Below are 24,298 nucleotides of genomic sequence, written 5' to 3'. Positions count from 1 at the left end.
GGGGCGTGAGCCGCATGGGCCCGAGGCATGCCTCGTGCGGGTTGGGCAGGACGCCCAACCCCGGTCTTGCCGTGTGCGCAGGACAGCGCACACGAGCAAGCGGCGACCGAGCTTACAGGGTCGGACTTGCAGCGTCCCCCGCAACCGGATCCACCCCTCCTCCCCACAGCAAGCCAGCGTGTGACGTTGCCGTTGCTCTGGCAATGGCTCTGGCTTCTGCGGGTGCCGGGTGGCAGCCCGGCCCAAGCCCCCCACCCACGCAGGTAGAATGCGCACATGGCTCTTTCCCTGCTCAAGTCCCTCAAGCCGGTCGCTGGCCGTGCCCTGCAGATCGCCCTGAACCGCGCGCTGGCGCTGGATCCGGATACCCGCCACGCACTGGCCGGCCTCGACGGTCGCCATATCGACCTGACCCTGGACGCGCCGCCGCTGGCCATGCGCATCAGCGTCGACGGCGACCAGTTGCGTGTCGGCCCGGTGGATGCGCAGGAAGCCGACCTGGCCGTACGCAGCAGCCTGGCCGGCGTGCTGGCACAGCTGCCGCTGCTGGCGCGTGCCCGCCAGGGCGCTGACAACGGCAAGGGGCGCGTACGCGTGGCCGGCGATGCCGAGCTGGCGCGCCGCCTGCAGCAGCTTGCCAAGGGCTTCGATCCCGACTGGCAGCAGCCGTTCGTCAGCGTGTTCGGTGACGTGCTGGGCGTACAGGTGGCCAACACCCTGCGCAGCGCCCTGCAGCATGCTCGCCAGGGGGCGATCGACCTCGCCCATAGCGCCGCTGAATTCATCACCGAGGAATCGCGCGACGTGGTGCCACGTGCCGAGCTGGATGCCTTCCACGATGACGTGGACGTGCTGCGCGACGATGTCGAGCGCCTCGGCGCACGCGTGCAGCGCCTGCGGGGTGCCGCATGAAGGCGCTGCTGCGGGCCAGCCGCATCGGCCGGGTGATCCTGCGTTACCGCCTCGACGACCTGCTGCAGGGCACCCCGGCCGAGCGCTGGCTGCGCCTGGCCAAGCCGTTCGTGCCGCGCGCATCGGCCGCCATCGCCGCACAGTCGCGGGGTGCACGCCTGCGCCTGGCGCTGCAGGACCTGGGGCCGATCTTCGTCAAGTTCGGGCAGATCCTGTCCACCCGCCGCGACCTGGTGCCGCCGGACGTGGCCAATGAGCTGACCCTGCTGCAGGACCGGGTCAAGCCCTTCGAAGGCGAGACCGCACGCCGCATCGTCGAGGAAGCGCTGGGCCTGCCGGTCAGCGAAGCCTTCGCCAGTTTCGATACCGAGCCACTGGCCTCGGCGTCGATCGCGCAGGTGCACGCGGCCACCCTGGCCGACGGCCGCCAGGTGGTGGTCAAGGTGCTGCGCCCGGGCATCGAAAAGCAGATCGACGCTGACATCGCCCTGCTCAACTCGCTGGCGACGCTGGTCGAGCGCACCCATCCGCGCGCCGACAAGATCCGCCCGCGCGAAGTGGTGGCCGAGGTGGAGAACACCCTGGCCGCCGAGCTGGACCTGCAGCGCGAAGGCGCCAATGCCAGCGTGCTGCGCCGCTTCTGGGAGAACTCCGACGACCTGTACGTGCCGGAAGTGATCTGGAGCCATACCGCCGAGCGCGCGCTGACCCTGGAGCGCGTATGGGGCATCCCCTCCGATGACATCGCCGCGCTGGACAAGGCCGGCATCGACCGCAAGGCGCTGGCCGCCAAGGGCGTGCGGGTGTTCTACACCCAGGTGTTCCGCGACAACTTCTTCCATGCTGACGCGCACGCCGGCAACATCTGGGTCGACATCGATCCGATGCGCCGCGACAACCCGCGCTTCATCGCGCTGGACTTCGGCATCATGGGCCAGCTCTCGCAGGAAGATCAGTACTACCTGGCCGAGAACTTCATGGCCATCTTCAACCGCGACTACCGCCGCATCGCCGAACTGCACGTGCAGGCGCGCTGGATGCCCGACAACGTGCGCATCGATGATCTGGAAGCGGCAGTGCGTTCGGTGTGCGAGCCGTACTTTACCCGTCCGCTGTCGCAGATCTCGCTGGCCGAAGTGCTGATGAAGCTGTTCCGCGTGGCCCAGCGCTACCAGCTGACCCTGCAGCCGCAGTTGATCCTGCTGCAGAAGACCCTGCTCAACATCGAGGGCGTCGGCCGCCAGCTGGACCCGCAGATCGACATCTGGGCCGTGGCCAAGCCGGTGCTGGCGAAGATCCTGCGCGAGCGCTACAGCCCGCGCCGCGTGCTGCGCGAGATCGGCAAGCGCCTGCCGGAAATCATGACCCATGCGCCGGACATGCCGCGCCTGGTGCACGCCTGGCTGACCCAGCAGGTGGAAGGTCGCCATGAACTGGCGATGCGCTCGCGCGATCTGGTTGCGCTGGACGCCAGCGTGCAGCGCCTGCAGAAGCATGCGATTGGTGCGATCACCGGCGTCGGCCTGCTGGCGATCGCCGCATTGATGTACGTGCTGCAGCCGCCGGGCTGGTACTGGGGCGACGTGCCGGCGTGGAGCTGGCTGTCCGGTGCGGTTGGAGCGTTCGCATTGGCGCGTGCGTGGTGGCGATGACCGCAGCCTGCTAGCAGCGACGACAGCGGACCGTCGTCGCCGATGGGCTTACCAGCGGTAGCCCAGGCCCACCTGCGAATGCAGGCTCTGGAAACGATCCAGGCGCGTCTTGTGCCAGGTCTTGCCCAGCCCGACATCCAGCACCAGGTGCTCTCCCAGCGGCTGGCTGCGGCGCAGGAACACACGCTTGGCATCGTGCTCGCGCAGCAGCAGCGGGTCGGCCTCGGCGGTGTAGCCCGAGGTGCCGGTGCCCAGCCACAGCTGGGTCGAGCCATGGCCATGGCTGTCCTTCAGGCGAAGTGAGATGGTGCTGCCGTGGCCATCAGGACCATTGGATTGGCGATGGCGTTCATGCTTGACCGATGCCGTCACTCGCGGGAAGTAGTGGGAAGCACCGATCGACCAACCGCTGACGTAACTGCTGCCGTGGTATTCGGCGTACTTGCCGCCCACGCTCAGCACCGTCCTGCTGGCCACCTTCCACAGAATGTCCTGCTTGATCTGGCGGTTGACGAAGACCGGATCGTCGTTGGAAGCCATCAGCGATGTACGCGTGGCAAAGGTGGCCGTCCAGTCATGGTGCAGCGAACCCTGTGCACGGTTTCCGCTGTAGCGGGCGGTGCCGTAATCGCGCTCGCCGTGGGCCAGGCCCAGGTGCCAGCGGCTGGCGCCGGTGCGACCTGCCACATCCATTGTCTGCACGTCGCGCTTGCCGAAGCCTTCGTTGTAATCGGTGTGGTCCAGCTGCAGGGAAACACGGTCGACGCCGGCATGGGCGCTGGCGGCGGCCAGCAGCACGACGCACGGTAGTGCGCCATGGGTGATGAATCGCATGGTGATTACTCCAGGGGTTGGGAATGCAGGTGTTGCAGCAGGCGATAGCGGCCTGCGGGCAGATTCCGTTCCACGGTGATCCGCGGACCGAACTGGCTGCCCGGCGCGATGATGCGACCGGGCAGGATGATCACGCCGACACCCAGCGCCGCACCTGCGCCGATCCACGCGCCAAGCTTGTCGCGCTGGCTGTTGATGACCTGGCCTTCGACATGCACGTCGATCGAAGCACCGTCGAGGCGGTGGTTGCTGGTGCGAACGAGGGCTCCAAGATAAGCGTCGTCGTCAATGCGGCTGTCGCCGATGAAGCACTGTGGACCGATGCTGACCCGACGGCCGACCACGGCATGCTTGAGCTCGCTGCAGAAGCCGATACGGGTGTCGTCACCGATGCACAGCGGGCCGCGCAGCAGCACGTGGTTGCCGATCAGGCAGTTGCGCCCGATCGACACCGGACCCTGGATATGGGCGCCATCACAGATGCGGCTGCCGGCGCCGACATGCACCGCGCCACGCATCGTGGCCCGTGGTGAGATGTCCGCGCCCGGATCGAGGTCGGTTTGCAGCAGTGCCAGTGCGCACGCCATTGCCTCCAGGTCATTCCACCACATGCGGATACCTCGTCGGCTTGTCGCGCGCGGGCTCGCGGCCGGTGAACAGTCCCTTCAGTCCATGGACCAGCCAGACCGCATAGGCCAGCAGCACATACAGCACCGAGAACGCTGCGGCCGGCACCAGCCAAGGACGCCGGTGGTGCACGGCACTGACCAGCCCCAGCGCCATCACGATGCCGATCCACACCAGCGGCACCACCGCCACCACCAGGCCAGCCGGGCCGTGCACCGCAGCGGCGCCAAATCCCACCTGCAGCGCGGCGGCGATGCCCAGCAGCGCCAGCAGTATCATCGGCAGGATGCTGAAGAGGCCGAAGCGGGTCAGCAGCAATCGCCGATGCAGGCGCATGCACACCGCGTAGCCGACGATCCAGCGCCGCCAGCGGCGCCATTCCTCCACCAACGTGCTGCATTCCTGCGGGTAGACCACGCAGCGGATGCTCTGCCGTACCCGGTAACCCTGGGCGACCAGTGACCAGGACATGTCCAGGTCCTCGACGCGGGTGCGGTCGGAAAACCCCACCTTGCGCAGCACGCTGGTGCGGAACAGCCCACAGGAACCGGAGACGATGAACGGCGCTCCGCCCAGCCACTGCTGGAAGCTGCGCTTGATGACGATCATCGGCAGCTTCAGGCTGGCCCGCACGTGTGGAAGAAAGCCGGCGCCCTGCAGACAGGACGATGGCACGCCACCCACTGCATCGGCGCCTCGTTCGATCTCCGCCAGCAGGTGCCCCAGGCCGGTACTGCGTGGATCGACGCGGGTGTCAGCATCGGTCAGGAATACCTGGGCGGTGGTCACATGCTGCAGCCCGTGCATCAGCGCACCGCCCTTGCCGGTGTTGGCCTGGTGCACGGCAAGCAGGCGGCCCGGCCACTGCAGCTGCAGCGTGTCCAGTACCTGCGCGGTGGAATCGGTGGAACCATCGTTCACGCAGATGACCCGTGCGATGTACGGGTTATGCAGCAGATCGGTGAGCGAACGCTGCAGGCACGGTGCTTCGTTGTAGGCCGGCACGATCGCATCGATGCTGCGCAGCTGCCCGCTGGGCCTGCGCGTTGCGTGGACCAGCAGGCGCACGACGACGAAGGCACACATCGCCAGGAACAGCAGGGTCTTCATCACAGCACCAGCCGATGGGGCAGGAAGCCCTCGCTGGGGCCGATGCCCACCTGTTGGCCGCGGAACTGGGCATGGCAGCGCAGATGGCTTTCCTGCATGTAATGGCGATCACCCTGGCTGGCGTGTTCGCGCAGCGCACGGATCTTCAGTTCCAGCTGTACGCTGATGTCCTCAAACACCTGGGGCGCGAACTGCGGCAGCGTGCTCGGGCTTTCGTAGCACAGGATCTGCGGGACGCTGCGACAGGCGACGATCGAAGCTTCATGGACGGTGCGATGGTCCTGATGATGGTCTTCGCCGCACATCGTGTAGACGCGCTGTGGCCGAATGGCCGCGCAGGCCTGTTCCAGCGAACTGATGATGGCGTTGCGGCAGGTGGGAAAACAGGTGTCCGGGAAATCGTGCTGCAGCACCTGCCGCACACCGAGCTGCCGCAGCGCGCGATGCGATTCGTCGCTGCGATCGGCACCATCGTGGCAGCCGCGGCCACCCCGGCTCAGCACCAGGGCATGGATGCGGGCGCCGGCGAAGGCGAGCTTGGCCAGGCTGCCGCCACAGCCCAGTTCGATGTCATCAGGATGGGCGCCGATTGCCAGGATGTCGTGGGCCATGGCCATGTCCTTGCGGGAAATCCAGGGGGAGCGCGGCAGAGGTGTTGAACGCACTGCTGCGGCCGCGGACTATCGCAATGGCCAGGTGAAACACGGCCTAGGAACATTACGAAAACCGGCCGACGCGCGGCGCAGGCCTTGGCGCGCAACAACGTGGCGGGCAGCGGGATTGGCCGCCGTTGGTTGGCGAAGGCGTCCGGACAGGCCGATGACGTCAGTACGTCGATGCGGACACGCACCGTGGAAGCAGCGAGAATGGTGCTGGTGCATCGCCAGCCGGTGTTTGCCCACAGCGCGGAGAGCGAACCGATGGACCTGGATGCACTGAAGGATGAACTGGCCCGCTTCGGCGCCCACAACGATGCGAACGAAACCGAGCGCGGCCGGCGCATGCTCAACATCACCGCCGATACCGGCCAACTGCTGTCGGTGCTGGTGCGTTTCGGCAACGCCCGCCGCGTGCTGGAGATCGGTACGTCCAACGGTTATTCCACGCTGTGGCTGGCCGAAGCGGCGGCCGCGATCGATGGCCAGGTGACCACGCTGGAGTTCGCTGCCGACAAGGTGGCGATGGCCCGCGCGAATTTCGCCCGCAGTGGATTGGGCGAGCGCATCGACCTGGTCCACGGTGATGCCGGTCAGTGGCTGGCGCAGGCCGAGCAGGGCTGCATCGACCTGCTGTTCCTGGATTCGGATCGCGGGCAGTACGCGGGCTGGTGGCCGCAGCTGCGTCGGGTACTGCGCCCCGGCGGCCTGCTGGTGGTCGACAACGCCACCTCGCATGCCGGTGAGATGGCGCCGCTGCGCGCCCTGCTGGCCGCCGATGCGGCGTTCACCACCAGCCTGGTGCCGGTGGGCAATGGCGAACTGCTGGCGCTGCGCAACACCTGAACAACCTGCCGGCCCGACATGGGGTCAGATCCCTTTTCCGCAGGGAAAGGGATCTGACCCCGGACAGCGGAGCCCATGCCGTGCGCCCTTATAATCCCGCGGTGAGCACCGAACCCGACACCCTCGCCGCGGTCGAGATTGAAACCGCGCCCCTGCAGCTGCTGCACCTGGATGAACGACTGGCCGTGGTCAACAAGCCGGCCGGGCTGATGGTCCATGACAGCAAGCTGGCCCGTGGCGAAGATGATTTCCTCGCCGATCGCCTGCGCGAGCAGCTGGGCCGGCCGATCTTCCTGGTCCACCGCCTGGATCGCGCCACCAGCGGCTGCCTGTTGCTGGCCTTCGACCGTGATACGGCCAGTGCGCTGGGCAAGTCGTTGATGGGCGGCGAGGTGAGCAAGGATTACCTGGCCATCTGCCGTGGCTGGCCGGCCGAGGAGGCCTGGCAGGTCGACCACGATCTGGACGGCGGTCCCGGCAAGCCGGTGAAGAAGCCGGCGGTCACCGACTTCCAGCGCCTGGCTACCGGCGAACTGTCGGTACCGGTGGGCGAGTTCACCAGCTCGCGCTATGCGCTGCTGCGCTGCCAGCCGCTGACCGGGCGCTTCCGGCAGATCCGCCGGCATCTCAAGCACCTGTCACATCACCTGATCGGCGATACCAGCCATGGTGATGGCCGGCACAACCGCAACTTCCGCATGCAGGGTGTGCACCGCATGCTGTTGCATGCCGAGCGCCTGCGCTTCCCGCATCCGGATGGCGGCACGGTGGACGTGCGCGCGCCGGTCGACGGTGAATTCCAGAAGGCGCTGGACCTGTTCGGTTGGCAGGTTCCGTAGCGTAGCGCCGGGCCATGCCCGGCGGTTTCGGCGATGAAACGGTTGCGCTTCGCGCTCGCCGGGCATGGCCCGGCGCTACCGTCCTACTTCTTTTCCGGCTCGTTGACGATCGCTTCCAGATCCTTCTGCAGATCGGCGAACAGCGGCTGCATGCGCGTCTGGATCGCCACCATCACGTTCTGCATCAGCGCCGGGGTCTTGTCGAGCAGGCTCTGGCCGGCCGGGCTCTCGTAGAACTCGGCCATGGCCAGCACGTCTTCCTTGCTGAAGGTCTTCTTGTACAGGTCCACGTACATCGGCCGCAGCTGCTGCCACGACAGTGCCTGGCGCAGGGTCTGGCTGGTACGGGCCTGGATGCGCTGCAGCTGTTCCTGCTGCTGGGCGTTGAGCTTGCGCTGTGCGGCGACCTGCTGGAACTGCTGCTGCTGCATCGCTTCGATCTGCGGCAGCATGGTGTCGATCATGCTCTGCGCACGCGAGGCCGACAGCAGGCGGTTGATGTCGCCATCGGTGGGGGCTGCGGCCAGCACCGGCGCGCTTGCTGCGGCCAGCACCAGCAGCAGGGTGGCGCGGCGCAACAGGGAGGGAACGAAGCGGATCATGCGGAGCGTCCTGCAGTACACGGGATGGCAAGCATACCCCCGGCACAGGCGAAGGCGGCGTGTTCGGTGCCTGATCGGCGGCATACGGGGCGCGATGACAGCCACGGCAACGCGGCTGCCGCTACAATGCGCGGATGGGCAGTGGACCGGTCATCATCAGCGCGCAGCTTGAAATCCCCGACGGCGAGATCGTCGAGCGTTTCGTGCGTGCCAGTGGTGCCGGCGGCCAGAACGTCAACAAGGTCTCCACCGCGGTGGAACTGCGTTTCGACGTGGCCGGCTCGCCCTCGTTGCCCGAGCCGCTGCGCGAGCGCCTGTTGGCGCGGCGCGACCGGCGCATGACCGGCGAAGGCGTGCTGGTCATCGACGCGCAACGTTTCCGCACCCAGGATCGCAATCGCGAGGATGCGCGCGAGCGGCTGGCGGCCTTCATCCAGGCCGGGCTGAGCGTGCCCAAACCACGCAAGGCCACCAAGCCGACCTTCGGGTCGAAACTGCGTCGTCTGGACGCCAAACGCGGGCGCGCGCAGATCAAGCGCGGGCGCTCATCACGTGACTGGGAGTGATTGCTTGAACAACCCGACGCCGTTGCTGCCGGCCATTCCGCCGAACATGCCGCAGGTCAAGCCCAACCGTTTCCTGCGCTGGCTGGCGCGCTGCACGCTGCGCATGGGCGGCTGGAAAGTGACCGGTACGCTGCCGAACGTTCCCAGGCTGGTCTTCATCATCGCTCCGCATTCGTCCAACTGGGACGGGTTGTGGGGCATGGCCGCCAAGATCGCACTGGGCATGAAAGTGAAGGTGCTGGGCAAGGCCTCGCTGTTCTGGTGGCCGCTGGGCCCGCTGCTGCACAGGCTGGGCGTGATCCCGCTGGATCGCAGCTCGCCGCAGGGCACTGTCGGCCAGGCCGTGGACCTGCTGCGCAACAACGAGAAGATGTGGTTCGCCATCACCCCCGAGGGCACCCGCAAGGCCGTGAAGGACTGGAAGGCCGGCTTCCTGAAGATTGCGCGGATGGCCGACGTGCCGATCCTGGCCGCGTATTTCCACTACCCGGAAAAGACCATCGGCATCGGCCCGCTGTTCACGCCGACCGGCGATGATGCCGCAGACATGGCGACCATCCGCGCGTTCTACCGGCCCTGGATCGGCAAGACCCGCGGCACGGTCTGAGCCAGCCGCCGCCGGCAGCGTAGACGCCACGTCCGGCACATGCCGGGCGCCCGTGACAGGAGTAGGGTGGACGGCTGCCATCCCGTACCGTCTGCCCAAGGAGCGTTTTACATGTCGCGTACCGTAGTCCTGGCCGCCGCCATCAGCCTGGCGCTGGCGGCCTGTTCCGGCAAGGAGTCCACCCCCGTGTCCGAAGCCCAGAATGCACCGGCCCAGCAGCCGGCCGAAGCCTCCACCAATCCCCTGCTGACTGCCAGCAGCCTGCCGTTCCAGGCACCGCCGTTCGACAAGATCAAGGACAGCGATTACCTGCCGGCCTTCGAAGAAGGCATGCGCCAGCATCTGGCCGACGTGCGCAAGATCGCCGACAGCGCCGAGCCGGCCACCTTCGACAACACCATCGTGGCGATGGAGCGCAGCGGCGAGACCCTGACCCGCGTGTCGCGCATCTTCTTCGGCCTGGTCCAGGCCGACACCAACGATGCCCGCCAGAAGATCCAGGAAGAAGTGGCGCCGAAGCTGGCCGCGCACCAGGACGAGATCAACCTCGATCCGAAGCTGTTCGCGCGCGTGAAGTCGCTGTATGACCAGCGCGAGACGCTGGGCCTGGATCCGGTGCAGAAGCGCCTGGTCGAGCATTACTACGACGGCCTGGTGCGCGCCGGCGCGCAGCTGTCCGACGCCGACAAGGCGAGCCTGCGCAAGCTCAACGTGGAAGAAACCACGCTGTCCACCCAGTTCCACACCCGCCTGGTGGCTGCAACCGCCGCTGCTGCGGTCGTGGTGGACGACAAGGCCAAGCTGGCCGGCCTGGACGAGGGCGCGGTCAACAATGCCGCCGCCGCCGCCAAGGACCGCAAGCTGGAGGGCAAGTACCTGCTGCCGCTGCAGAACACCACCCAGCAGCCGGTACTCGGTTCGCTGACCGACCGCGACCAGCGCGCCGCCGTGCTGAAGGCTTCGGAAACCCGTGCCGAGCGTGGCGATGCCAACGACACCCGGCAGACCGTGCAGCGCCTGGCCCAGCTGCGTGCGCAGAAGGCCAAGCTGCTCGGCTTCGACACCTTCGCCGACTACCAGCTGGGCGACCAGATGGCCAAGACCCCGGCGGCCGCACTGAAGCTGCTGACCGACACCGTGCCTGCCGCCACCGCCAAGGCGCGTGCCGAAGCCGGTGAGATCCAGAAGGTGATCGACGCCCAGAAGGGTGGTTTCCAGGTGGCCGCCTCGGATTGGGATTTCTACGCCGAGCAGGTGCGCAAGGCCAAGTACGATCTGGACGAGTCGCAGATCAAGCCGTACTTCGAGCTGGACAACGTGCTGCAGAACGGCGTCTTCTACGCCGCCACCCAGCTGTACGGCATCACCTTCAAGCCGCGCACCGACATTCCGACCTACAACCCGGACATGAAGGTGTACGAAGTGTTCGACAAGGACGGCACCTCGCTGGCCCTGTTCTACACCGACTACTTCAAGCGTGACAGCAAGTCCGGTGGCGCCTGGATGGACGTGTTCGTCGAACAGGACGGCCTGACTGGTGCCAAGCCGGTGGTCTACAACGTCTGCAACTTCACCAAGCCGGCCGCCGGCCAGCCTGCGCTGATCAGCTTCGACGACGTCACGACGATGTTCCATGAGTTCGGCCATGCACTGCATGGCATGTTCTCGAACGTGAAGTACCCGTCGATCGCCGGTACCGCCACCTCGCGCGATTTCGTCGAGTTCCCGTCGCAGTTCAACGAACACTGGGCGCTGGACCCGAAGGTGTTCGCCAACTACGCCAAGCACTACAAGACCGGCGAAGCGATGCCGCAGGAACTGGTCGACAAGATCCTCAAGGCGCGCAGCTTCAACCAGGGCTATGCGACCACCGAGTACCTGTCGGCGGCACTGCTCGACCTGGCCTGGCACACGCAGAAGGCCGATGCCCCGCTGCAGGATGTGGGCGCCTTCGAAGCCAGCGCGCTGAAGAAGTTCAAGGTCGACCTGCCGCAGGTGCCGCCGCGTTACCGCACCACCTACTTCGACCACATCTGGGGTGGCGGTTACTCGGCCGGCTACTACGCCTACTTCTGGGCGGAAGTGCTGGACCATGACGCCTACCAGTGGTTCACCGAACATGGTGGCCTGACCGCCGCCAACGGCCAGGAATTCCGCGACAAGATCCTCTCGCGCGGCAACAGCGTGGAGCTGTCGACCCTGTACCGCGATTTCCGCGGCAAGGACCCGTCGGTGGAGCCGCTGCTGAAGTTCCGCGGCCTGAAGTAAGCGCGGCCTGAAGTACGGAAGAAAAAACGGCGGGGGCAACCCCGCCGTTTTTCGTTGTGTCGCTCATCCGCGCATGGCGTGGATCCATGTGTCGACCAAGGTCGACACCCGTCCAGAGCAGGCCATGCCATTCCGATAGGTCGCGGAAACGTGTCGAAGGCGGGGTGGGTCCGGTTGCGGGGGCGTGAGCCGCATGGATGCGGCGACCGAGCTTACATGGACGTACTTGCAGCGTCCCCCGCAACCTTACATGGACGTACTTGCAGCGTCCCCCGCAACCGGACCCACCCCGCCATCCCCCAGGAAACCGGCTTTGGCTGTCGCTGTTGCTGTTGAGGTTGCCGGCCAGCGGCCGGCACTACCGGGTGCCGGGCACAGCCCGGCCATCACGTCCCTACATGCACCCGGTTCGCCTGCTCGGCCAGCCCCAGATGATCCAGCGCGATATCCAGCGCCAGTACATAGCTCTGCGCGCCGTACCCGGCGGCGATGCCCAGGCGCTGGCCAACACCGGCCGGCAGGCACGGCTCGGCCACGGCGCCATCGTCATGCACTTCCACGTACGCGTTGTGCAGGTAGGGCAGCAGCCGCTGCAGGCGCAGGCTGTCGGCACATGCGCCCGGATCCAGCAGCGTCACCTCGCCACGGCTGTGGTCGGCCACGCGCAGCGCGTCCAGCAGTTCCTGCTCCGAACCGCAGGCGCGGATCGCCACGCTGGTGCCCGCGTCGATCGCACGGTGCACCAGTGATTTCAGTACCGGCGCCGGCAGCGGCGCGGCGGTGCGGATCAACGCGCCCGCCGCTTCCGGGCCACGGATGATGAAGATCGACATGGCTCAGCCCTCCCGTGCCAGGCGACGGCTGACGATGGCCAATGACAGCGGATAACCCGCCTGCTGGCTGCGCTGGTCGACCACCACGGCGGCCGGGCCGTGCTGCAGGCGCAGGCGCGCTTCCAGGCCGGGCTGGTGCGGCGACTGCAGTTCGATGTACTCCGCCGGCAGACCGTCCAGCGCCGCCTGCAGCGCACCGCCCTCGGCACACCATTGCGCCTCGTCGGCGACGCCGACATCAAGCAGCACCCAGTCTGCGGTGCGCGCCTGCGGCTGGCACAGACACTGGCGCACATCGGCCAGGCTGGCGCAATCGGTGCACAGCACCGGATGGCCGGACAACTCGGCCGGCAGCAGCGGACGCGGCACCGACGGCGACGCATGCCGGATCACCAGGAGGGTCATACAACACCTTGCGCAAAGCGCCCTGCGGCGCGGTAGGCACACGATGCGCGTGGGGGCCGTAAAGGTGCGATGCCCAGTGCCCGGCCCGGGCGTAAAACCTGCGTAACCCTGCATTGGTAGCGCCGGGCCACGCCCGGCGACACGTCGAAGCGGCCGCGCTGTGCGCTCGCCGGGCACGGCCCGGCGCTACCGGGAACCTCTTCGGGCTAGATGTGGTCTGATGCCGATACCACCCACCGGAGCCTGACATGGATGCTGTAGCCCGTCCGCCGTTCCCAGAGCGCGCGCTCACCTGGCTGAAGAAGGAGGCACTGCCGCTGCTTGTGATGCTGGGCCTGCTCGCTGCCGCCCGCGACACCCTCGCCAACCACTACGTCGTGCCCAGCGGTTCGATGCAGCCGACGCTGCAACCGGGTGACCGGGTGGTGGTGGACATGCGCGCCTACGGCCTGCGCCTGCCGTTCACCAGCCAGGAGCTGCTGGCTACCGGCACGCCACAGCGGGGTGAGGTGGCGGTGTTCGATTCGCCGGCCGATGGCACCCGCCTGATCAAGCGCGTCGCCGCCGTGGCCGGCGACCACGTGCAGCTGCGCGGTGGCCACCTGAGCATCAACGGCCAGCCGCTGCAGATCGCCGACCTGGCCGACACCGAAGCTTTCGGAGAGCGCCGCGCCAGCCTCGATCTGGACAGCGGCGGTGGCCCGGACATCGCGGATCTGCAGGTGCCCGCCGGCAAGGTGCTGGTGCTGGGCGACCATCGTGGCAACAGCTTCGACGGTCGCTTCTTCGGCTTTGTCGATGCAGACAAGATCTATGGCCGCGCAGTGGCGGTGTACTACCGCCGAGGCGACGGCTTTGAGTGGCAGCGGCTGTAAGCTTATCGATATGCTAGAAGTATCAATCATGATCTATCAGGTTATGGATCGACTGGATGGACGGGCCTAGTCTGGGACCCGTCCCCTCCAATCCGGCCGCCCCCACGGCCCACCGCTCCCATGACTGGCGATACCCCGGCGGCCCTCGCCGACCGTCCCCGTACTGACCACGCTGCCGTCGACACCCGCATCCAGCAGGGAACGCCGGCCTTCCGCCGCACCGCTTTGGCGCTGTTCCTGGCTGGCTTTTCGACCTTTGGCCTGCTGTACACAGTGCAGCCACTGCTGCCCGAATTCAGTCGCCACTTCGGCGTGTCCGCTGCCGGCAGCGCGATGTCGCTGTCGCTGACCACCGGCACCCTGGCCGTGGCCATGCTGCTGGCGGGCCTGCTGTCTGACGCAGTTGGCCGGCGCCCGCTGATGATCGTTGCGTTGCTGGCCTCGGCCACGCTGTCGCTGTGCACCGCGCTGGTCGACGACTGGGCCACGATGCTGGTGCTGCGCACCCTGCTGGGGCTGGGGTTGAGCGGCGTGCCGGCGGTGGCGATGACCTACCTGGTGGAGGAAATGGATAGCCGCGCGCTGGGCCTGGCGATGGGCCTGTACATCGGCGGCAACGCCATCGGTGGCATGAGCGGGCGCCTGCTGGCCGGCATCATCGCCGACCACTGGGGCTGGCGCTGGGGCATTGGCGTGGTCTCGATCATCGCCATCGCCAGCACCGTGCTGCTGTGGCTGCAGCTGCCGCAGTCGCGCCACTTCCAGGCCAGTCGCAGCGGCCTGCGCCAGCTGCCCGCGCGCTGGCGCACGCTGTTCGCCGATCCCGGCCTGCCATGGCTGTTCGCCACCTCGTTCGTGCTGATGGGTGTGTTCGTCACCCTCTACAACTACCTCGGCTACCACCTGTTGGCGCCGCCGTACCACCTCAGCCAGACCGTGGTCGGGTTGATCTTCAGCGTGTACCTCGTCGGTACCTTCAGTTCGGCGTGGATGGGCCAGCAGGCCACGCGCCATGGGCGCGGTCGCATCCTGTCGATCTCCTTCGGCCTGATCGCCGCCGGCATCGTGCTGCTGGCGATGCCGTGGCTACCGGCGATGGCAGTGGGCATCGCGTTGGTGACCTTCGGTTTCTTCGGTGGCCATTCGGTGGCCAGCAGCTGGGTCGGCAGTCGTGCTGGTTCGATGCGTGCGGAAGCGTCGGCGCTGTACCTGTTTGCCTACTACCTGGGCTCGAGCGTGCTGGGCGGCGTGGGGGGGCTGGCCTATGCCGCATGGGACTGGCTGGGCGTGTGCGCGTTCGCCGCGCTGCTGACCCTGATCGGAGGTGGCATCGTGTGGGCGCTGCAGCAGCGCGCGCCGCAGCCGGTGACCGCCTGACGCCCGCCGGGCATGGCCCGGCGCTACCTGGGTGGGCCAGCGGTAGCGCCGGGCCGTGCCCGGCGAGCGCGCAGCGCGGCCGATCACCTCTCCGCAAACGCCTCGCGCAGCAGCCCGGCGAAATTGCGGATCAACGGTGTCACCCCCTCGTGGCGCCACGCCAACTGCACTTCCGAATGCGCGCCGGCATCGGCCAGCGGCACGAATCGCGCACCTTCCACCCGGATGTGGTCGCACGACGAAGGCAGGATCGCCGCACCCAGTCCCGCAGCGGCCAGGCTGATCAGCGTTGAAGCCTCACCGGCTTCCTGCACGATGCGCGGGGTGAAACCCGCTGCCGCGCACAGCGCGATCATGTGGTCATGGATGCCCGCCCCGGCGCTGCGGCGGAACGCCACGAACGGTTCCTGCGCCAGATCACGCAACGCCAGCGTCCCGCCTCTCGACAGTCGACGCAGGGCAGGGTGGTCGGCGTGCACGATCAACGCCAGTGGATCGACGAACAAACTGTGCGCCACCAGCTCGGCCGGCAGCGTGCGCTTGCGGATGATGCCCACATCCAGGCTGCCATCGAGCAGCGCATCGATCTGCTGCAGGGTGTTCATCTCGCTCAACTGCAGCCGCACCTGCGGATACTGCTGGCGGTACTGCAGGATCGAACGCGGAATCTGCGGTGACAACGGCGTGGCCCGGGTCAGGCCGATACGCAGCTCACCCTGCTCGCCACGCTGCGCGCGCTGCACTTCATCCACCGCCGATTCCACCTGCTGCACGACGCTGCGCGCACGTTCCTGCAGCAGTTCCCCCGCAGCGGTCAGCTGCACGCGCCGATGGCTGCGCACGAACAGGCGCGCACCGATCAGTTCCTCCAGCTGCCGGATCTGCTGGCTGAGCGGCGGCTGCGACATCCCCAACCGCTCGGCCGCCTGGCCGAAGTGCAGGGTATCGGCAACGGCGAGGAAGTAACGCAGATGGCGGAGTTCGATGGACATGGATGCAGTCTATCCAGCCCGACGCCCGGAATCGTCATCCACACATGGCGTGGGTCAACCGTGTCGACCAAGGTCGACACCTACCAACAGCGCCACGAATGTGTCGAAGGCGGGGTGGGTCCGGTTGCGGGGGCGTGAGCCGCATGGATGCGGCGACCGAGCTTACAGGGACGTACTTGCAGCGTACCCCGCAGCCGGACCCACCTCGCCAACCCACGGATAGCCGGCTTTTGCGGTTGCTTCGGCTTCGGCAGGTGCAGGGCGCAGCCCTGCCGACACCCCCTTACCGCTCCGAATGCCCGCTCTGGTCGTAATCGCGCGGGCTGAACAACTCTGGCTGGATCAGCTCGACGAACGCCCGCGCCTGCGCCGACAGCGCCTTGCCGCGCCGCACGATCACCCCGTAACTGCGCTCCGGGAACCAGCGCTTCATCGACCGTGCGGCCAACCGCTCGCGGTCGGCATCGTTCAGGCACAGCGCCGGCACGATGGAAATACCCATGCCCATCGCCACGTACTGCTTGATCACCTCCCAGCCGCCCACTTCCAGCGCAACGGTGTAGGCGATGCGGTGACGCTGGAACACCTGGTCCACCAGCCGGTAGGTGATCTGCCGTTTCGGCGGCAGCACCAGCGGGTATCGGGCGATGTCGGCCAGTTCCAGCTCGCCACCGCTGGCCAGCGGATGGTCATGCGGGGCGATCAGCACCTGTTCGAAACGGTAGGCCGGCGCATAGCTGAGGTCGGCCGGTACATCGGTCATCGAGCCGATCGCCAGGTCGGCGGCATCCTCGCGCAGCAGGTCGGTGCCGTCGGCGCTGATGGCGTTGTGCAGGGTCAGGCGTACGTCGGGGTAATGCTGGCGGAAGCGTTCGACGATCTTCGGCAGCAGGTACAGGATGGTGGAACTGTTGGCAGCGATGTTCAGCTCGCCCGCGTCCAGCCCGCGCACCTTGTCGCGGAAGCGCGCTTCCAGACCGTCCAGGCTCTCCACCAGCGGCTGGGCCATCTCATAGAGCAGCTGGCCCTCGCGGCTGGGCACCAGGCGTCGGCCGCTGCGCTCGAACAGCGGCACCCCCAGCTCACGCTCCAGCGCCTGCAACTGCAGGCTGATGGCCGGTTGACTGACGAAAAGTGCCTCAGCCGCCCGTGAGACCGAGCCCAGGCGCACCGTCTGGCAGAACGCGCGCAGTGGCTTCAGCCGATCGGATTTGTAGGAAAAACGAGGACTTGGCGGGATGCGCGTGGTCATGGCGTTACAAGTATTAGCACAACTTATGTAGAGCATTGCAAAAACTGTTTTGCCAAATACAGGGCTGCGGCCGCACGGTGGAGTCGTTCCCCCACGCTGGAGTTCTGCCATGTCCGCCGTCGCTTCCGCTGTTCCCTCCACCGCCGCCAAGGCCACGCCGGGCATCGCCCTGGCGACCCAGGTGGCGGGCCAGGCCACCGTGCTGCCGGCGCCGTTGCTGGCCCTGCTGGTGTCCCTGCACCGGGCAGTGGAACCCGGCCGGCAGGCGCGGCTGCAGGCCCGCCGCGAGCGCCAGGCGTTCTTCGACCAGGGCGGCCTGCCGGACTTCCGCCAGGACACCACCGCGATCCGCAGCGGTGACTGGACGGTGGCGCCGCTGCCGGCCGCGCTGCAGGACCGTCGCGTCGAGATCACCGGCCCGACCGACCCGAAGATGGTCATCAACGCGCTGAACTCCGGCGCCAAGGTGTTCATGGCCGACTTCGAGGATTCGACCTCGCCGACCTGGCGCAACCTGCTGGCCGGTCAGCAGTCGCTGGCGGCGGCGGTGCGCGGCGACCTCGAGTACACCGCGCCGGCATCCAACGGGAAGGCCGGCAAGCACTACACCCTGCGCCCGTACGACGAACAGGCGGTGCTGATCGTGCGCCCGCGTGGCTGGCACCTGGACGAGAAGCACGTGCGCATCGATGGCCAGTTCATCGCCGGCGGCCTGTTCGACGCGGCGGTGTTCGCCTTTCACAATGCCCGCACCCTGCAGGCGAGGGACCGTGGTCCGTACTTCTACCTGCCCAAGCTGCAGAGCATGGAAGAGGCGGCGCTGTGGGAAACCGCGCTGTCGCACATCGAAGGCATGCTCGGCCTGCCGCACGGGCAGATCAAGGTGACCGTGCTGATCGAAACGCTGCCGGCAGTGTTCGAGATGGATGAGATCCTGCACGCCCTGCGCGATCGCATCGTCGGCCTCAACTGCGGCCGCTGGGATTACATCTTCTCGTACCTGAAGACCTTCCGCCGCCACGCTGACCGCGTGCTGCCCGAGCGTGGCCAGGTGACCATGACCCAGCCGTTCCTGAAGGCGTATTCGGAACTGCTGATCCAGACCTGCCATCGCCGCGGCGCACATGCGATGGGCGGCATGGCCGCGCAGATTCCGATCAACAACGATGCCGCCGCCAACGAGCAGGCGATGGCGCGGGTGCGTGCCGACAAGCTGCGCGAAGTGAGTGCTGGCCACGATGGCACGTGGGTCGCCCATCCGGCGCTGATTCCGGTGGCGATGGCGATCTTCGACGAGCACATGCCCACGCCCAACCAGCATCACGTGCTGCGCCAGGATGTGCGCGTGGGTCGCGATGAACTGATCGCGCGGCCGCCGGGCACGATCACCCGCGCTGGCTTCGAAGGCAATGTCGAAGTCTGCGTGCGCTACCTGGCCGCATGGCTGGATGGCAACGGCTGCGTGCCGATCCACCACCTGATGGAGGATGCGGCCACCGCCGAGATCAGCCGCAGCCAGCTGTGGCAGTGGCTGCATACCCCGGGCCAGCAGCTGGACGACGGCACTGCCATCGATCTGGCGCTGCTCGATACCACCCTGGCGCAGCTGCCGGCGCGCCTCGGCGATACCTCGGCGCTGCCCGGTGGCGGCCGCATCGAAGAAGCCATCACCCTGCTGGTCGAGTTGAGCCGCAGCAACGAACTGACCGACTTCCTGACCCTGCCGGCGTACGCGCGCATCGACTGACCGCTGCATGCCGGTTTTCCCGCCGCTTCCTTCCCCGCTGCATCCGCACGAACCGAACTGGAGATAGACATGAGCACGCTGCCCACTGCCGAACAGATCCAGCACGACTGGGACACCAATCCGCGCTGGGAAGGCATCCAGCGCAACTACAGCGCCGCCGACGTGGTGCGCCTGCGTGGCACCGTCCATATCGAGCATTCGCTGGCCCGGCTGGGTGCGGAAAAGCTGTGGAAGTCGCTGCATGAGCGCGACTTCGTCAACGCGCTCGGCGCGCTGACCGGCAACCAGGCCATGCAGCAGGTGAAGGCCGGGCTGAAGGCGATCTACCTGTCCGGCTGGCAGGTGGCGGCCGACGCCAACCTGGCCGGGCAGATGTACCCGGACCAGTCGTTGTACCCGGCCGATTCGGTACCGGCGGTGGTCAAGCGCATCAACAACACGCTGCTGCGTGCCGACCAGCTGCACCATGCCGAAGGCAAGGATGACATCGACTTCCTGCAGCCGATCGTGGCCGACGCCGAAGCCGGTTTCGGCGGCGTGCTCAACGCTTTCGAGCTGATGAAGGCGATGATCGAAGCCGGTGCTGCCGGCGTGCATTTCGAAGACCAGCTGGCCTCGGTGAAGAAGTGCGGGCACATGGGTGGCAAGGTGCTGGTGCCGACCCGCGAGGCGATCGAGAAGCTCAACGCCGCGCGCTTGGCCGCCGACGTGCTGGGCGTGCCGACCCTGCTGGTGGCGCGTACCGACGCCGAGGCGGCGGATCTGCTGACCAGCGACATCGATGGCAACGACAAGCCGTTCGCCACCGGCGAGCGCACCGTGGAGGGCTTCTACAAGACCCGCAACGGCCTGGAACAGGCCATCAGCCGCGGCCTGGCCTACGCACCGTATGCCGACCTGGTGTGGTGCGAGACCGGCAAGCCGGACCTGGAATTCGCGCGTAAGTTTGCCGAGGCGATCCATGCGAAGTTCCCCGGCAAGCTGCTGGCCTACAACTGCTCGCCCAGCTTCAACTGGAAGAAGAACCTGGACGACGCCACCATTGCCAGGTTCCAGAAGGAACTGGGCAGCTACGGCTACAAGTTCCAGTTCATCACCCTGGCCGGTTTCCACGCGCTGAACTACGGCATGTTCAATCTGGCCCACGGCTATGCGCGCCGGCAGATGAGCGCGTTCGTGGAGCTGCAGGAAGCCGAGTTCGAAGCGGCCGAGCGCGGCTTCACCGCGGTCAAGCACCAGCGCGAGGTCGGCACCGGCTACTTCGATGCGGTGACCCAGGCGATCCAGCAGGGGCAGTCCTCGACCACCGCGCTGACCGGTTCGACCGAGGAAGAGCAGTTCCATGGCGAGCGCAGCGAACGGGCTGCGTGATGCGGTCGTGCCGGCCGCTGGCCGGCGACCCTTTGTGTTCCCGCAGTCCTTGATGCTGTCGGCCAGCGGCCGGCACGACCAGGGCTCGGGCTGATCAGGGTGGCCAGGGAAGGGCCAGACGACGCCGGCAGATCGGGGGATCTGCCGGCGTTGTTGTATCTGCGGCGGCTGCGACAATCGGCGTCGCGGTCACCGCAAGCTATTGATATGGTTTGCTTTCTCCCCGCGCTCAGCGGGTATGAACACGCAACTCTGCGGCATGCAGCGCGGGGCACCGCGTCTTCACAAAACTGAGAAGCGGCGCACAGTTTGATTCACTGATATGCTCCGCGGCTCACCAGGGGACGCTGGCGGCGGGTGCAGGGAATGACCGGCAGGGGTGCGGCCGAGAACATCGACACGACAACCGGTATCGCCAAGGTGGCGATGGCCGAGATCGTGCATGCGCTGCTTTCCGACGAAGAGGTCGCCCTGTTTGCCCGGTTCGCCCAGCCCTGCCGGCTGCAGGCGGGTCAGTGGCTGTTCCACCGCGGCCATCGCGGCGAGTGCATGTACATCATCCTGGAAGGCCTGATCGAGCTGGATTTCGGCGAGGACCTGGTGCTCAAGACACTCGGCCGGCATGAGTTCTTCGGTGAGCTCGGCCTGTTGATGGGCGACCATCCGCGCAGCGCCAGCGCGCGGGTGATGGCCGACTGTCACGTGCTGGAGCTGGGACCGGCTGATTTCCATCGCTTGGTCGAGTCCGACCCGGGGCTGGTGGCCTACTTCCTGCGGCGCACGATCCTGCGTGTGCTGACCAACGAGCAGGCCCTGATCAGCCAGCTGCGGCGGCGCAATCATGATCTGGAAGCCGCGCTGGACAACCTGTACATCACCACCCACCAGCTGACCCACACGCGTGAGCTGGTGCGCACCGACGAACTGACCGGCCTGCACAACCGCCGCGGCCTGACCCTGTATCTGCAGGAATGCCGCACGCAGGAAGAGGGGCCGCCGCAGGCGCTGCTGCTGATCGATTGCGACCGCTTCAAGCAGATCAACGACCGTCACGGCCACCAGGCCGGCGACCGGGTGCTGCAGAGCATGGGCAACATCCTGCGCTCGATGGCCGGCGAACATGACCTGGCCTGCCGCCTGGGCGGCGACGAGTTCTGCCTGATCCTGCGCCGGGCCAATGTCGAGATCGTGCAGCACGCGGCTGAATTCATCCTCAGCGCGGTGCACGGCCTGCTCGAGCGCAGCCATGGCACCCCGCACGTCAGCCTGGCCAGCATCGGTGCAAGCCTGCTGGCCCCTGACGCGGACTGGAGCGAGTGGTACGCTCGCGCCGATCGTGCGCTGTACCAAGCCAAGCGCGCAGGCGGCAACTGCCTGCGGTGGACCGATGGTCCGGATGGACACTGAGCGGAGATCCTGGCGATGAATGGCGACAACGGAACGTCGGCCCCGCATAACGCCCAGCTGCGGGCGCTGCTGTTCACCGACCTGTGTGATTCGCTGCAACTGGTGGAGCGTATCGGCGATGTCGCCGCAGCCGAATTCTTCCAGCAGCATGACCGCCTGGTGCTGGGGCTGCAGCAGCACTGGAACGGCCAGCTGATCGACCGGTCCGATGGATTGTTCGTTCTGTTCGAGCGTCCCATCGATGGCATCGGTTTCGCCATTTCCTACCAGAACGCGGTCGACGCGATGGGCCACGAGCGCGGCATCGTGCTGCGCGCGCGCGCCGGCCTGCACGTGGGCGACGTGCTGTTGTGGGACAACAGTGCCGAGGCCGTTGCCCACGGCGCAAAGCCGGTGGAGGTCGAGGGTCTGGCCAAGCCGATGGCCGCGCGTTTGATGCAGCTGGCGTGGCCTGGGCAGGTGCTGCTGTCCTCAGCGGCCGAACAGATGGCGCGGCGGGCCGGCAGCGAGCTGCCCTGGACTGCGGACGAACTGCGTTGGAAGGACCATGGGCTCTGGCGGTTCAAGGGCATCGGCGAACGCCAGCAGGTGTTCGAAGTAGGCATCCGTGGCCGCGCGCCGCTGCGCCGACCGCGTTCGGGGGACAAGGCCTGGCGTGATCTGCCGCTGTGGCGTCGCCCCGCCGCGTTGTTCACCGAGGCGACACTGGCGGTGGTGCTGGCCGTGGTGATGTGGACGCTGCTGCGGCCGGCGCCGGCGATCGCGTTCGCCGAGCGCGACTGGGTGATCCTGGCGGCGGTCAGCAACAGCACGGCCTACCCGCAGCTGGATTCCAGCCTGGAACAGGCGCTCTACATCAGCCTGGGCCAGTCGCGCTTCGTCAACATCCTCAGTGAACTGAAGGTGCGTGACACCCTGCAGCTGATGCAGCGCCCGGCCAATGCACGGCTGGACCGCGCACTGGCGATCGAGGTTGCGCTGCGCGATGGCGCGCGTGCGGTGCTGATGCCCACCGTGCTTGAGCTCAACGGCAAGGTACGGGTGGGCGTGGAGGTCGTGGACCCACGCACTGGGCAGACGGTGTACACGCATTTCGCCGATGGCAATGGCCTGGATTCGATCCTGGCCTCCACCGACACCGTGGTGAAGGCGCTGCGCAGCGACCTGGGTGAGGCGCTGCACGATGTCAGCCGCGAGCAGAAACCCCTGCCCACGGTGGCTACTGCCAATCTCGATGCGTTGCATGCCTACGCCAAAGGCAGCGATGCGCTGGCGCAGGAGCGTTTCGATGAAGCGCTGCTGTTCTTCCAGCAGGCGACCCGCCTGGATCCCCAGTTCACCTTTGCCTACATCGGGCAGATGCGGCTGCAGTACGCCATGGGCAACGTGTCGGCGGCCGGCGAACTGTACCGCCAGGCGGTGTCGGGGCGCACGCGGTTGAGTGCGCGCGACCAGCTGTATCTGGACGCCTGGGGGGCAGACTTCAGCGGCGCTCCCCCGCAGCGCAGTGCGGAAAAGTGGCGGATGCTGACCCAGCTGTATCCAGATGATCCGGCCGGCTGGATGAATCACGCCATGGCCCTGTTTGCCTATGGCGACTATGACGGCGCGCTTGCTGACATGATGCCGCTGCTGGAACGCCATCAGACACACCGTGCGCTGGTGCTGTCCTTTGTTGGCCGCACCCAGCTTGCGCGTGGCGAGGTCAAGGCCGCCGTCGCTGCGTTCAAGGAAGCAGGCGCGCTGCCGAACTGGCACGGCGACATGCTGGAGGCGGTCGCGCTGCTGCTGGATGGTGAGGCACGGAAGGCGCACGAGCGCAGTGAAGCCATCACCTCGCGCGGGCTCGGCGCGCGGATGGAGTACAGCGGCCTGCTCGCCCTGCAGGGTCGGGCCAACGATGCGGCCGCTGAGATGACCCAGGCCGTAGCGCAGTGTGGCGAAGTGCCGGAGCTGTGCGACATCCTGGCCCTGCAGTCGCTGGCGTGGACTGCACAGGCCGGCGGCAGCGGGTCCCGGCTGCAGTACGCACGGTTGCTGGACCGCACCCTGGCGGCGGTCGATGAGGGTGTCGGCGCTGCGCCGCGTCATCGCGCTTTCATTGCGCTGTCGGTGGCCTACCACCTGCAGCGCGCCGGGCTGGACGCCGAGCTGCGCTCGCGCCGACCGGCACTGCAGGCGTTGGTTGAACGCAGTACCGACCCGCGGCTGCAGGAATTGTGGTTGCTGCTTCGCGCGCGCGGCGAGCTGGATGCCGGGAATGCGGAGGCCGCTTCGGCACTGCTGAAGCCACTGGCCAACGGCACGCTGTACCAGTCGCATGTGCTGCAGCTGGATATCGATCGCGCCCTCGGCCGCGATCAGGCGGTGCAGCGCCGGGAACGCTGGTTGCGCCAGCGCACCGGCCTGGCCTTCGCCGAAGACGCCGGTGCTCTGGTCCTGCTGCCATTGAATGTGGCCGATGCGCGCCGGCTGGCCGATGCGGCCAGCGCGCAGCAGGCAGGAATACCCTGAGGGCGG

The 24,298-nt window shown here is 67.2% G+C and carries 22 protein-coding genes; 13 read left to right on the top strand and 9 right to left on the bottom strand.

Annotated elements, in window-relative coordinates; translation table 11 throughout:
• Positions 1–276: 276 nt before the first annotated feature.
• The gene (locus TEP_RS18620) at positions 277–912 is read left to right on the top strand and encodes an SCP2 sterol-binding domain-containing protein (RefSeq protein WP_032978107.1); all 636 of its coding nucleotides are present in this window, start codon (positions 277–279) and stop codon (positions 910–912) included.
• Entirely contained in the window at positions 909–2,564 is a 1,656-nt protein-coding gene (gene ubiB, locus TEP_RS18615; protein WP_132826274.1) for a ubiquinone biosynthesis regulatory protein kinase UbiB, read from the top strand. Before TEP_RS18620 ends, ubiB begins: the two co-directional genes overlap by 4 nt.
• Positions 2,565–2,612: 48 nt before the next feature.
• On the opposite strand, the gene TEP_RS18610 is transcribed toward ubiB, so the two are convergent.
• From TEP_RS18610 to TEP_RS18595, 4 genes are read right to left on the bottom strand one after another with little or no spacing between them, the layout of a single operon-like run.
• Entirely contained in the window at positions 2,613–3,398 is a 786-nt protein-coding gene (locus tag TEP_RS18610; RefSeq protein ID WP_132826273.1) for a YaiO family outer membrane beta-barrel protein, read from the bottom strand.
• 5 nt (positions 3,399–3,403) lie between these two features.
• Entirely contained in the window at positions 3,404–4,009 is a 606-nt protein-coding gene (locus TEP_RS18605) for an acetyltransferase (RefSeq protein WP_132826272.1), read from the bottom strand.
• Positions 3,996–5,135, bottom strand: coding sequence for a glycosyltransferase family 2 protein (locus tag TEP_RS18600; RefSeq protein ID WP_132826271.1), 1,140 nt, complete (start codon positions 5,133–5,135; stop codon positions 3,996–3,998). Before TEP_RS18600 ends, TEP_RS18605 begins: the two co-directional genes overlap by 14 nt.
• Positions 5,135–5,746, bottom strand: coding sequence for a PIG-L deacetylase family protein (locus TEP_RS18595; protein WP_132826270.1), 612 nt, complete (start codon positions 5,744–5,746; stop codon positions 5,135–5,137). The genes TEP_RS18600 and TEP_RS18595 overlap by 1 nt, the downstream gene beginning before the upstream one ends.
• Positions 5,747–6,055: 309 nt before the next feature.
• Here TEP_RS18595 and TEP_RS18590 point away from each other — a divergent pair, with 309 nt between their 5' ends.
• Together TEP_RS18590 and TEP_RS18585 are read left to right on the top strand one after the other, a co-directional pair.
• The gene (locus TEP_RS18590) at positions 6,056–6,637 is read left to right on the top strand and encodes a class I SAM-dependent methyltransferase (RefSeq protein ID WP_132826575.1); all 582 of its coding nucleotides are present in this window, start codon (positions 6,056–6,058) and stop codon (positions 6,635–6,637) included.
• Between the two features lie 101 nt (positions 6,638–6,738).
• Positions 6,739–7,476 (top strand): pseudouridine synthase, encoded by a 738-nt coding sequence (locus TEP_RS18585; protein WP_132826269.1) that lies wholly within the window; start codon positions 6,739–6,741, stop codon positions 7,474–7,476.
• Positions 7,477–7,559: 83 nt separating this feature from the next.
• On the opposite strand, the gene TEP_RS18580 is transcribed toward TEP_RS18585, so the two are convergent.
• Positions 7,560–8,078: a DUF2059 domain-containing protein gene (locus TEP_RS18580; RefSeq protein ID WP_032978115.1), complete on the bottom strand. Its 519-nt coding sequence runs from the start codon at positions 8,076–8,078 to the stop codon at positions 7,560–7,562.
• A 134-nt stretch (positions 8,079–8,212) separates the two neighbouring features.
• Between TEP_RS18580 and arfB the strand changes: the two genes are divergently transcribed.
• The 3 genes from arfB to dcp all read left to right on the top strand — a co-directional run bounded on the left by arfB (position 8,213) and on the right by dcp (position 11,519).
• Positions 8,213–8,644 (top strand): alternative ribosome rescue aminoacyl-tRNA hydrolase ArfB, encoded by a 432-nt coding sequence (gene arfB / locus TEP_RS18575; RefSeq protein WP_025875829.1) that lies wholly within the window; start codon positions 8,213–8,215, stop codon positions 8,642–8,644.
• Positions 8,645–8,648: 4 nt separating this feature from the next.
• Positions 8,649–9,251, top strand: coding sequence for a lysophospholipid acyltransferase family protein (locus TEP_RS18570; protein WP_132826268.1), 603 nt, complete (start codon positions 8,649–8,651; stop codon positions 9,249–9,251).
• Between the two features lie 111 nt (positions 9,252–9,362).
• Complete coding sequence (gene dcp / locus TEP_RS18565; RefSeq protein ID WP_132826267.1) at positions 9,363–11,519, top strand: peptidyl-dipeptidase Dcp; 2,157 nt, start codon at positions 9,363–9,365, stop codon at positions 11,517–11,519.
• 386 nt (positions 11,520–11,905) lie between these two features.
• Here dcp and TEP_RS18560 read toward each other — a convergent pair whose 3' ends face one another.
• Positions 11,906–12,352, bottom strand: a complete 447-nt coding sequence (locus tag TEP_RS18560; protein ID WP_025875822.1) for a hypothetical protein — start codon at positions 12,350–12,352, stop codon at positions 11,906–11,908.
• 3 nt (positions 12,353–12,355) lie between these two features.
• Positions 12,356–12,757, bottom strand: coding sequence for a hypothetical protein (locus TEP_RS18555; RefSeq protein WP_032978120.1), 402 nt, complete (start codon positions 12,755–12,757; stop codon positions 12,356–12,358).
• Between the two features lie 248 nt (positions 12,758–13,005).
• Here TEP_RS18555 and lepB point away from each other — a divergent pair, with 248 nt between their 5' ends.
• Both lepB and TEP_RS18545 read left to right on the top strand, forming a co-directional pair.
• Positions 13,006–13,632 carry a signal peptidase I gene (gene lepB / locus TEP_RS18550; RefSeq protein WP_132826266.1) on the top strand — a complete coding sequence of 209 codons (627 nt, stop codon included), beginning with the start codon at positions 13,006–13,008 and terminating at the stop codon, positions 13,630–13,632.
• 120 nt (positions 13,633–13,752) lie between these two features.
• Positions 13,753–15,009: an MFS transporter gene (locus TEP_RS18545; RefSeq protein WP_132826265.1), complete on the top strand. Its 1,257-nt coding sequence runs from the start codon at positions 13,753–13,755 to the stop codon at positions 15,007–15,009.
• A gap of 83 nt (positions 15,010–15,092) precedes the next feature.
• Here the strand turns inward: TEP_RS18545 and TEP_RS18540 are convergent, their stop codons facing one another.
• Both TEP_RS18540 and TEP_RS18535 read right to left on the bottom strand, forming a co-directional pair.
• On the bottom strand, positions 15,093–16,001 hold the full coding sequence (locus tag TEP_RS18540; protein WP_132826264.1) for a LysR family transcriptional regulator: 909 nt from the start codon (positions 15,999–16,001) through the stop codon (positions 15,093–15,095).
• A gap of 283 nt (positions 16,002–16,284) precedes the next feature.
• On the bottom strand, positions 16,285–17,241 hold the full coding sequence (locus TEP_RS18535; protein WP_132826574.1) for a LysR substrate-binding domain-containing protein: 957 nt from the start codon (positions 17,239–17,241) through the stop codon (positions 16,285–16,287).
• A 121-nt stretch (positions 17,242–17,362) separates the two neighbouring features.
• On the opposite strand from TEP_RS18535, the gene aceB reads away from it, so the two are divergent.
• The 4 genes from aceB (at position 17,363) to TEP_RS18515 (ending at position 24,292) form a co-directional block, all read left to right on the top strand.
• Positions 17,363–19,000 (top strand): malate synthase A, encoded by a 1,638-nt coding sequence (gene aceB / locus TEP_RS18530; protein WP_132826263.1) that lies wholly within the window; start codon positions 17,363–17,365, stop codon positions 18,998–19,000.
• A 69-nt stretch (positions 19,001–19,069) separates the two neighbouring features.
• A complete protein-coding gene (aceA, locus tag TEP_RS18525; RefSeq protein ID WP_132826262.1) occupies positions 19,070–20,371 on the top strand; it encodes an isocitrate lyase in 1,302 nt (433 codons plus the stop codon).
• A 366-nt stretch (positions 20,372–20,737) separates the two neighbouring features.
• The gene (locus TEP_RS18520) at positions 20,738–21,778 is read left to right on the top strand and encodes a GGDEF domain-containing protein (RefSeq protein ID WP_132826261.1); all 1,041 of its coding nucleotides are present in this window, start codon (positions 20,738–20,740) and stop codon (positions 21,776–21,778) included.
• A 15-nt stretch (positions 21,779–21,793) separates the two neighbouring features.
• Positions 21,794–24,292 carry a putative peptide modification system cyclase gene (locus tag TEP_RS18515; RefSeq protein ID WP_132826260.1) on the top strand — a complete coding sequence of 833 codons (2,499 nt, stop codon included), beginning with the start codon at positions 21,794–21,796 and terminating at the stop codon, positions 24,290–24,292.
• Positions 24,293–24,298 lie beyond the last annotated feature (6 nt).

Origin of the sequence: Stenotrophomonas sp. TEPEL (genome assembly GCF_004348785.1) — a bacterium.
Lineage (GTDB): Bacteria > Pseudomonadota > Gammaproteobacteria > Xanthomonadales > Xanthomonadaceae > Stenotrophomonas > Stenotrophomonas indicatrix.
The sequence above is the reverse complement of the archived record's forward strand: the minus strand, read 5'-3'. Positions and strand labels throughout refer to the sequence as shown.

What these genes read in the sequence shown, in the direction of transcription:
- lepB (WP_132826266.1), top strand. Translation starts at nt 13,006, where the DNA reads ATGGATGCTGTAGCCCGTCCGCCGTTCCCAGAGCGCGCGCTCACCTGG.
- TEP_RS18590 (WP_132826575.1), top strand. Translation starts at nt 6,056, where the DNA reads ATGGACCTGGATGCACTGAAGGATGAACTGGCCCGCTTCGGCGCCCAC.
- TEP_RS18545 (WP_132826265.1), top strand. Translation starts at nt 13,753, where the DNA reads ATGACTGGCGATACCCCGGCGGCCCTCGCCGACCGTCCCCGTACTGAC.
- TEP_RS18610 (WP_132826273.1), bottom strand. Translation starts at nt 3,398, where the DNA reads ATGCGATTCATCACCCATGGCGCACTACCGTGCGTCGTGCTGCTGGCC.
- TEP_RS18555 (WP_032978120.1), bottom strand. Translation starts at nt 12,757, where the DNA reads ATGACCCTCCTGGTGATCCGGCATGCGTCGCCGTCGGTGCCGCGTCCG.
- TEP_RS18580 (WP_032978115.1), bottom strand. Translation starts at nt 8,078, where the DNA reads ATGATCCGCTTCGTTCCCTCCCTGTTGCGCCGCGCCACCCTGCTGCTG.
- TEP_RS18605 (WP_132826272.1), bottom strand. Translation starts at nt 4,009, where the DNA reads ATGTGGTGGAATGACCTGGAGGCAATGGCGTGCGCACTGGCACTGCTG.
- TEP_RS18515 (WP_132826260.1), top strand. Translation starts at nt 21,794, where the DNA reads ATGAATGGCGACAACGGAACGTCGGCCCCGCATAACGCCCAGCTGCGG.
- TEP_RS18520 (WP_132826261.1), top strand. Translation starts at nt 20,738, where the DNA reads ATGACCGGCAGGGGTGCGGCCGAGAACATCGACACGACAACCGGTATC.
- aceA (WP_132826262.1), top strand. Translation starts at nt 19,070, where the DNA reads ATGAGCACGCTGCCCACTGCCGAACAGATCCAGCACGACTGGGACACC.
- aceB (WP_132826263.1), top strand. Translation starts at nt 17,363, where the DNA reads ATGTCCGCCGTCGCTTCCGCTGTTCCCTCCACCGCCGCCAAGGCCACG.
- TEP_RS18540 (WP_132826264.1), bottom strand. Translation starts at nt 16,001, where the DNA reads ATGTCCATCGAACTCCGCCATCTGCGTTACTTCCTCGCCGTTGCCGAT.
- TEP_RS18600 (WP_132826271.1), bottom strand. Translation starts at nt 5,135, where the DNA reads ATGAAGACCCTGCTGTTCCTGGCGATGTGTGCCTTCGTCGTCGTGCGC.
- arfB (WP_025875829.1), top strand. Translation starts at nt 8,213, where the DNA reads ATGGGCAGTGGACCGGTCATCATCAGCGCGCAGCTTGAAATCCCCGAC.
- dcp (WP_132826267.1), top strand. Translation starts at nt 9,363, where the DNA reads ATGTCGCGTACCGTAGTCCTGGCCGCCGCCATCAGCCTGGCGCTGGCG.
- TEP_RS18560 (WP_025875822.1), bottom strand. Translation starts at nt 12,352, where the DNA reads ATGTCGATCTTCATCATCCGTGGCCCGGAAGCGGCGGGCGCGTTGATC.
- TEP_RS18595 (WP_132826270.1), bottom strand. Translation starts at nt 5,746, where the DNA reads ATGGCCCACGACATCCTGGCAATCGGCGCCCATCCTGATGACATCGAA.
- ubiB (WP_132826274.1), top strand. Translation starts at nt 909, where the DNA reads ATGAAGGCGCTGCTGCGGGCCAGCCGCATCGGCCGGGTGATCCTGCGT.
- TEP_RS18620 (WP_032978107.1), top strand. Translation starts at nt 277, where the DNA reads ATGGCTCTTTCCCTGCTCAAGTCCCTCAAGCCGGTCGCTGGCCGTGCC.